At 73.6% G+C, this 8,485-nt stretch carries 6 protein-coding genes; all 6 read left to right on the forward strand.

The window, feature by feature from the left end:
* The first annotated feature begins 352 nt into the window (after window positions 1-352).
* Window positions 353-2,593, forward strand: coding sequence for a SpoIIE family protein phosphatase (locus QMK28_RS16720; RefSeq protein WP_326438631.1), 2,241 nt, complete (start codon window positions 353-355; stop codon window positions 2,591-2,593).
* A 226-nt stretch (window positions 2,594-2,819) separates the two neighbouring features.
* Entirely contained in the window at window positions 2,820-4,925 is a 2,106-nt protein-coding gene (locus tag QMK28_RS16725) for a beta-N-acetylhexosaminidase family protein (protein ID WP_326438633.1), read from the forward strand.
* A gap of 338 nt (window positions 4,926-5,263) precedes the next feature.
* Window positions 5,264-6,334, forward strand: coding sequence for an enoyl-CoA hydratase/isomerase family protein (locus QMK28_RS16730; RefSeq protein WP_326438635.1), 1,071 nt, complete (start codon window positions 5,264-5,266; stop codon window positions 6,332-6,334).
* 102 nt (window positions 6,335-6,436) lie between these two features.
* Window positions 6,437-7,570 carry a molybdopterin-dependent oxidoreductase gene (locus QMK28_RS16735; protein WP_443050744.1) on the forward strand — a complete coding sequence of 378 codons (1,134 nt, stop codon included), beginning with the start codon at window positions 6,437-6,439 and terminating at the stop codon, window positions 7,568-7,570.
* Window positions 7,570-8,037, forward strand: coding sequence for a hypothetical protein (locus QMK28_RS16740; RefSeq protein WP_326438639.1), 468 nt, complete (start codon window positions 7,570-7,572; stop codon window positions 8,035-8,037). Before QMK28_RS16735 ends, QMK28_RS16740 begins: the two co-directional genes overlap by 1 nt.
* Window positions 8,038-8,158: 121 nt before the next feature.
* Window positions 8,159-8,434, forward strand: a complete 276-nt coding sequence (locus QMK28_RS16745) for a type B 50S ribosomal protein L31 (RefSeq protein ID WP_326438641.1) — start codon at window positions 8,159-8,161, stop codon at window positions 8,432-8,434.
* Window positions 8,435-8,485: the final 51 nt, after the last annotated feature.

The raw sequence follows: 8,485 nt of genomic DNA on the forward strand, positions 1-8,485 counted from the left end.
TGTCCGGGTGGGGGGCGGCCGAGCCCAGGGGACCGCTGTCGTACGCTCCGACGCGCGCCCTCCACCGCGCGCCCCTCCGGCGGCCCGGCCGCCGCCGCGCGCGCCTGCCCCGTACCGGCACAGCCACGCCCCCCGTACCGGCACGGCCACGCCCCCGTACCGGCCCCGTACGGGCGCTGCCACGCCTCCCGTACCGTCCCGCCCTCCGCTCCGTCCGCCCCGGTACCCGACCAGCCGCACACCCGCCCTGGATGCCCCGGAAGCAACCGAAAGTTACTGTTGATCCGTGTGCATGGGGCGCTCCCACGCGCCGGGTCGCGACAGACCACGGGCACACACCGGGAGGGCTGGGATGGCTCCATCCGATCAGCCGTCGCGGGACCCGTACGATCCCCGGTCCCCGACGCGCCGCTACCGACGCCCCCCGCGGGCCGCTCCGGCGACCGGCGAGGCGCACGGAGAGGTGCACGCAGAGGCGCACAGCCGGGACGGCCGGGACTCCGCGGGCGCGGGAGACAGCGGCGGCCGGGAGCACGGGGAGCATCCGGAGGCCCCGGAAGGCGGCGAGGACCGGGTCGCCGACCCGGGCGACCCGTTCGCGCTGAACCGGATCGGCAGCTTCGACTGGAATCTGGACCTGGGGACCTTCCTCCTCGACGCCGCCGGCCTGGAGGTCTTCGACCTGCTCCCGGAGGAGTTCGACGGAACGCCGGACGCGTTGGCGCACCGCATTCCGCCCGAGGAGGGATACCGGCTCGACGAGGCCCTGGCCGAGGCGTTGCAGGACGGGCAGCCGTCGTACGGGGCGTACTTCAGGCTGCACTGCCGTGACGGGTCGCGCCGCTGGACGCACACCCAGGGCCGGGTGCTGCGGGACGATCACGGGAAGGCGCACCGGGTCATCGGCATCGTCCGGGACGCGACCGCCGAGCTGGCGCACTCCGACCGGGTCCGCATCCTGGAGGAGGACCGACGGCGGCAGACCGCCATGGTGCAGCGGACCACCGAGGCGCTGTCCCGCGCCATGACCGTCCGGGATGTCACGCGGGTGCTGACCGGCGCGGGCAGCCTGGACCGCTTCGGGGCGAACGGGCTGGCCCTCGGGCTGGTCGAGGGCGAGCGGATCAAGGTGATCGGGCTGACCGGCGGGCCCGCGCACGAACTGGACGAACTACAGCTCGCCAGGCTCGACGCGGACCTCCCGCTCTCCCAGGCCGCGCTCACCGGACGGGCCAAGTTCCTGGCCACCTCCGACGAGCTCGGCACGGTGTACCCGCAGGTGGAACGCTTCCTGGAGCCCTTCGACGTGGGCAGCGCCGCGTTTCTTCCGCTGGTGGCCCAGGCCCGGTCCATCGGGGCCCTCGGGCTGTTCTTCCAGAACCCGCGGGAGTTCTCCGCGGAGGACCGCAACCTCTGCCTGGCGCTCGCCGGCGTCATCGCGCAGTCCCTCCAGCGCGCGATGCTCTTCGACCAGGAGCGGGAGTTCGCGACCGGGCTGCAGGCCGCGATGCTGCCGCGGCGCATCCCCCGGCTGAGCGGCGGGGAGGTGACCGTCCGCTACCACGCGGCCAAGACCGGGCGCGACATCGGCGGGGACTGGTACGACGTGATCCCGCTGCCGCAGGGCAGGACCGGCATCGTGGTCGGGGACGTACAGGGCCACGACACCCACGCCGCGGCCGTCATGGGCCAGCTGCGCATCGCGCTGCGGGCCTACGCCGCCGAGGGGCATCCGCCCTCGACCGTGCTCTCCCGCGCCTCGGACTTCCTCGCCGAACTGGACACCGCCCGCTTCGCGACCTGCACCTACGCCGAGGTGGACCTGCTCTCGGGGATCGTGCACATGGTCCGGGCCGGCCACATCGGCCCGCTCGCGGTGGACGCCGTCGGCAACGTCGGCTGGCCGCCGGTGCGGGGCGGGCTGCCGCTGGGGCTCGCGACGGCCTTCGGCCAGGAGGCGTATCCGGAGACCCAGCTCGAACTGGACCCCGGCGCGACGCTGCTGCTCTGCACGGACGGTCTCGTGGAGCGTCCCGGACGGGACATCGTCTATGGACTCGACGCACTGTCCGACGCCGTGCGCGACGGCCCCAAGGACCTGGAAGAGCTCGCCGACCACCTCTCCGACCTGCTGTGGGAGCGCACCGGGTCCGAGGACGACATGGCGCTGCTGCTGCTGCGCCGGGCGGCGGCTCACGGCGTTTCGGCGCTGCCCCGGTTCCATCTGCACGTCCATCAGGCCGACCCCGAGGGGCTGGTCGAGGCGCGGCTGGCGCTGCGGCACACCCTCTCGGGCTGGCGGGCGGACGGCGTGATCGACGACGCGGAGCTGATCGCGGTCGAGTTGATCACCAACGCGCTGATGCACACCGACAGCGGCGCGCTGGTCGGCCTGGAGCTGCTGCCCGGGACGCCGCGCCGGGTACGCCTGGAAGTGCAGGACCGCTCCAGCACCCGGCCGCAGCGGCGCAGTCCGGGCGAGGCCGCGACCTCAGGGCGCGGGCTGCTGCTGGTGGAGGCGCTGGCCGGCCGCTGGGGGGTGGAGTCGCGCGGCACGGGCAAGGCGGTGTGGTGCGAGTTCACGGTGCCGTAAGCCACGCGTGCCCTGCCGGGCGGCGGCTCTCCGGGTCACACCCTGCCGGGCTGCGGCTCCGCCCCCGCCCCGCGCGGAGCCGCGCCGCGCCGGTCCGCGCGTTGGCGACAGCGAAGTTCAGCCAGGAAGATGGTCCGGACCGGCACACGCGCCCCCTTGACAGTCATTCGCATCGCGGGCAAGGCTAACGGTCGGCTTGATGGTCTAGACCACTCTGGAGTCGTCCATGGGAAGACACACCAGCACGCTGAGCACCTGCTTCGCCATCGCGATCACCATGACCGTCGGCGGCCTCGCCCCAGCCGCCACCGCGAGCACCGCCGCACCGCCCGACGGCAAGAACAGCAAGGCAGGCAAGGGCGGAAAGAGCGGCAAGGGCCAGAGCGCCGGGGACGCCGCCGCGCTGCCGTCCGTCTCCCCCACCCCGCAGTCGCTCCGGCTCGCCGGTGACGACGCGGCCGTCAGCAAGAGCGTGCTCGTCGTCGCCGACGCCGCTACGGACCCGGCGGCCCGCGAACTGCTCGTCCAGGAACTCCGGTCGCACGGCGCGCAGAGCGTCGAGGTCGTCTCCCCCGACAGCCTGCCCCTCTCCACCGCGGGCCGGCTCACCGTACGGCTGGGGCCCGCCACCCGGCCGGACATCGCCGAGGACCTGATCGGCACCGACGTACCCGACCGCGCCGAGGGCTACGCCCTGCGGGTGCGCGGCGGCGGGCTCCAGGAGCGGGTCTCTCTCGGCGGCAAGGACACCGCAGGGCTGTTCTACGCCGTGCAGACGCTGCGCCGGCTCTTCGTGCGCGACGGCGAGCGCGCGAGCCCCGGCAAGCGCGGCGACCGAACCGACCGCGGCGGGGACGCCGAGGGCTGGAGGATCGCGGGCGTCTCGGTCAGCGACTACCCGTCCATGCCGCTGCGCGGCACCATCGAGGGGTTCTACGGCCAGCCGTGGACCCCGGCCGAACGGCTCGACCAGATGGACTTCTACGGCGAGGTGAAGGCCAACACCTACATCTACGCGCCCAAGGACGACCCGTACCACCGCGGCAAGTGGCGCGACCCCTACCCGGCGGACAAACTGGCCGAGTTGGGCAAGCTCGTCGACCGGGCCACCGCCAATCATGTGCGCTTCACCTTCGCCGTGTCCCCCGGCACCTCGATCTGCTACTCCGACCCGGCGGACCGCAAGGCGCTGAAGGCCAAGCTGCAGGCGCTGTACGACCTCGGCACCCGCGCCTTCTCCATCCCGCTCGACGACATCAGCTACACCAAATGGAACTGCGCGGGCGACCAGAGCGCGTACGGCGCGCCCGGCCGAGCGGCCGCCGCCACGGCGCAGGCCGCCCTGCTCAACGACGTACAGCGCGACTTCATCGCCACCCACGACGGCGCCCAGCCGCTGCACATGGTCCCCACCGAGTACGGCGACCTGACCGACACCGCCTACAAGCAGACGCTGCGGGCCACCCTCGACCCGAGGATCGAGATCATGTGGACCGGAACGGACGTCGTACCGCCGGTGATCACCAACGAACAGGCCGACGCGGCGGCGAAGTTGTTCGGCCGCAAGGTCTTCGTGTGGGACAACTACCCGGTCAACGACTTCGACAACACCAGCGGCCGGCTGCTGCTCGCCCCGTACGACAAGCGCGCGGCGGGGCTGTCCGAGCGGCTGACGGGGATCGTCGCGAACCCGATGAACCAGCCGTACGCCAGCAAGGTCGCGGTCTTCGGCGCGGCGGACTTCAGCTGGAACGACCGGGCGTACGACGCGACGAAGAACTGGCCCCGCGCCATGGCCCATCTCGCGGGCGACGACCGCAAGGCGACGGACGCGCTGCTCGTCTTCGGTGACCTCGAACACCTCGCGCCGACCTTCGGCGCCACCCCCTGGCAGCCGCAGGCTCCCGAACTCGCCCGCCGCACAGCCGAGTTCTGGACCGCCTGGGACGCGGGCGACCGCAGCCGGGCCGTCGCCGGACTGCGCCCGTACGCGGAATCCGTCAGCGGCGCCCCGAGCGCCATCCGCGCCGGCTCCGTGGAAGCAGGCTTCACCACCGACGCCAAACCCTGGCTGGACGCCACCGAGCTCTGGGGCAAGGCGCTGGTGAAGGTGCTGGACGCGCTCACCGCTCGGCTGGGCGGTGACGAGGTGAAGGCCCGAGCGCTGCTCGCCGAGTCCGACGCGGCGCAGCGGCAAGCCCGGGACGTACGGGTCGACCCGCCCCGCAACAGCTGGGGCAAGGTAGCGCCCAAGGTCGGCGACGGCGTGCTGGACACGTTCATCACACGCGCCGGCGCACAGCTGCGGGACAGCGCCCCCACGACCGGCTGAGCGCCCCCCATCGGCCGCCCGGTGGGACGGGACGAACAGCGGGAACGGGCGCGTCGGGCCGGAACCGCCGGACGCGGAGCCGCCGGGAACGGCAGTGGAACCGTGCCGGGAACGGCGGTGGGAACGGCGGTGGGAACAGAGCCGGGAACGGCGGTGGGGCGGCCCTCCCGTGGACCCCGGGGGGGCCCCCCCCACCGCCGTCCGGCGCCGCCGGCCCGCGCACTAGGGTGACGGCAAGATCGCCCGCCGAGCGGCGCGGACAGCGCGGCTCGCACACCACACGGACCGCCCGGCACGGGCCGGCCGGCGCAGCACCGCGACAGAACGGAACCGCCCCCATGCCCACCCCCACCGACGACGCGACCGTGCTCGTCCGCAAGGACGGCCGGGTGGGCCGGATCGTGCTGAACCGTCCGCGCGCGATCAACGCCCTCACCCACCCGATGGTCCGCGCCGTCGACGCCGCCCTCGCCTCCTGGGAGCGGGACGACGACGTGCGCGCCGTGGTCATCACCGGCGCGGGCGAGCGGGGCCTGTGCGCCGGCGGCGACGTCCGGGCGATCCGCGAGGACGCCTTGGCCGGAGGCCGCGAGTCCCTCGCATTCTGGCGCGACGAGTACCGGCTCAACGCCCGCGTCGCGCGTTACCCCAAGCCCTACGTCGCGGCCATGGACGGCATCGTGATGGGCGGCGGCGTCGGAGTCTCGGCGCACGGCAGCGTGCGGATCGTCACCGAGCGCTCGCGGATCGCCATGCCCGAGGTCGGCATCGGCTTCGTGCCCGACGTCGGCGGCACCTGGCTGCTCTCCCGGGCGCCGGGCGAATTCGGCACCCACCTCGCCCTCACCGCGGGCCGCCTGGGCCCCGCCGACGCGCTGCTGTGCGGCTTCGCCGATCACTTCGTACCGGCTGAGCGGCTCGACGCCTTCCTCCAGGCGCTCGCGACCGACGAACCCGAAGCCGCGGCACGAGCCTTCGCCGAGCCCGCCCCGGCCGGCGAACTCGCCGGGCAGCGGGACTGGATCGACAGCTGCTACGCCGCCGACTCGGTCGAGGCCATCGTCGAGCGCCTGCTGTCCGCGGGGGAACCGGCGGCCAAGGAAGCGGCCGAAGCCATCCTGGGCCACTCCCCCACCGCCCTCAAGACGACGCTGCGCGCGCTGCGCCGGGCCCGCGCGCTGGCGACCCTGGAGGACGTGCTCGACCAGGAGTTCCGCGTGTCCACCGCGCTTTTCGCCGGACCGGACCTGGTCGAGGGGGTACGGGCCCAGGTGGTCGACAAGGACCGCACTCCCCGCTGGTCGCCGCCGACGCTGGAAGCGGTCACCGACGAGGCGGTCGAACGGAACTTCGCGCCGCTCGGGGACGCGGAACCGGGGCTGGGGCCGGGGCCGGGCTCCGGAGCCTGAGCCGAGCACTCGGCCGAATGGGTTGCGGCACCCCAGACGTCCGCGTTTCGTAAGGCGTCCTACCACCCCCTGGCACCAGGTCGGGGGGGTCTGATGGACGGCATGAAGCCTCGACTCCGCCCGCCCCGATTCTCCGGCCGGCTGCACGACGCGCGTACCGCCACGGCGATCGGCCGCTGGCTGGGCGCGGCCGTCCTGGTGTGCTTCGTGACCGGAGTCCTCAGTCACTACCTCCAGCACCCTCCGGCCGTGCTCGCCAATCGGCTGCCGAGCCGCCCGGCGTGGGGTTACCGATTCACCCAGGGGCTGCACGTGGCCGTGGGGACCGCGGCGATCCCGCTGCTCGCGGCGAAGCTGTGGACCGTCTACCCGCGGTTGTTCGTCCTGCCCCCGCTGCGGTCGGTGCGGCACGCGCTGGAGCGGTTGTCGGTGGCGGTGCTGGTCGCCTCCGCGGTCTTCGAGCTGTTCACCGGACTGCTGAACACCGCCCAGTGGTACCCGTGGCCGTTCTCCTTCATCTCGACGCACTGGGCGGTCGGCTGGCTGATGATCGGGGCCCTGGTCCTGCATCTGGCCGTCAAGGCCCCCGAGATCGCCGCCCATTGGAGCAACCGCTCGGCGGGCACCCTCGCGCTGCCCGCCGAGGACGGCCCCGACCGGCGGTCCCTGCTGACAGCGGTCGGCGCGGCGGTCGGCGCGGTCACCCTCACCACGGTCGGCCAGTCCTTCACTCCCTTGAAGGACCTGGATCTGCTGGCTCCCCGCCACCCCGATCATGGCGCACAGGGCCTGCCGGTCAACCGCACCGCGGCCAGGGCCCGGGTGAGCCGCGACTCCGTACGGGACTGGCGGCTGCGGGTGGACGGGCCCCGGCCGTACGAACTGACCCTGGCCGAGCTGAGGGCGCTGCCGCAGCGGGAGGTGACGCTGCCGATCGCGTGTGTGGAGGGCTGGAGCAAGTCGGCCCGCTGGACCGGGGTGAGGGTCCGTGACCTGCTGGACCGGGCGGGCGCGCCGGCCGGCGCCCGGGTACGGGTCGTCTCGATGGAGCGGCGGGGCAACTACCGGGTGATGGAGATGGGGCACCACTACGCCCGCGATCCGCTCACTCTGCTCGCGCTGCGCCTCAACGGAGAGGTGCTGACGCTCGATCACGGCTACCCGGCGCGGATCATCGCGCCGAACCGGCCCGGCGTGCTGCAGACCAAATGGGTGAACAGTCTGGAGGTGCTGTGATGCGTGCGGCTCGGATGACGGCAGGCGCGCTGGGTGTCGCGCTGATGGGAATCGGGGCGTTCATCCTGTTCACGAACGAACGCGTCAGGGAGCCGTGGGCCGCGGTGGTGTGGCTGGCCGGGTCGGTGGTCGCGCACGACGGGCTGATCGCGCCGCTGGTGCTGGGCGTCGGACTGCTGCTGGCCCTGCTGCCGGTCTCCAGGGGCGCGAAGGGGGTGGTGCGCGGCGGGCTGCTGGTGGCCGCGCTGCTGACGGCGGTCGCGCTGCCGGTGCTGCTGCGGCCCGGCACCCCGAAGGCGTCGGTGCTGCCCCTGGACTATCCGCGCAACTGGCTGATCACCCTGGCCGCGACCGCGGCCCTCACGGCGGCGCTGTTGCTCGTACGGGCTCTACGGGGGCGGGAGCGCGGGCGCGGACGGGGTGCGGGGCGGCGCGCGGGACATGCCGAGCGCCGGAGGGCGGATTAGCCTGGGGCTGCCGGTTCGCACGGCTGCGCGGCGCCCCCACCGGGACCCGCCTGGCCCGCCCCGGCGCCCTTCGCAGCACCCGGACACCCGGACACCCGTCAGCCACAGCGAGGAGCAAGCCGTGAAGTCGGATACCCATCCCGTCTACCGTCCGGTGGTCTTCCGGGACCGGAGCGCCGGATACGCGTTCCTCACAAGGTCGACGGCCACCAGCGACACCACCATCGAGTGGGACGACGGCGGCACCTACCCCGTCGTCGATGTGGAGATCTCCTCGGAGAGCCACCCGTTCTACACCGGGCAGGCCCGGGTGGTGGACTCCGAGGGCCGCATCGAGAAGTTCGAGCGCCGCTTCGGGAGCACCGAATCGGGCCCCGAGCCCGGGAAGGCTTCCTGAGCCCTCGTCGGCCCCAGCCCCCAGCCCCCAGCCCTTGGCGTGGAGTGGTCG

The sequence above is a fragment of the Streptomyces sp. H27-D2 genome, assembly GCF_035828615.1.
Classification (GTDB): domain Bacteria; phylum Actinomycetota; class Actinomycetes; order Streptomycetales; family Streptomycetaceae; genus Streptomyces.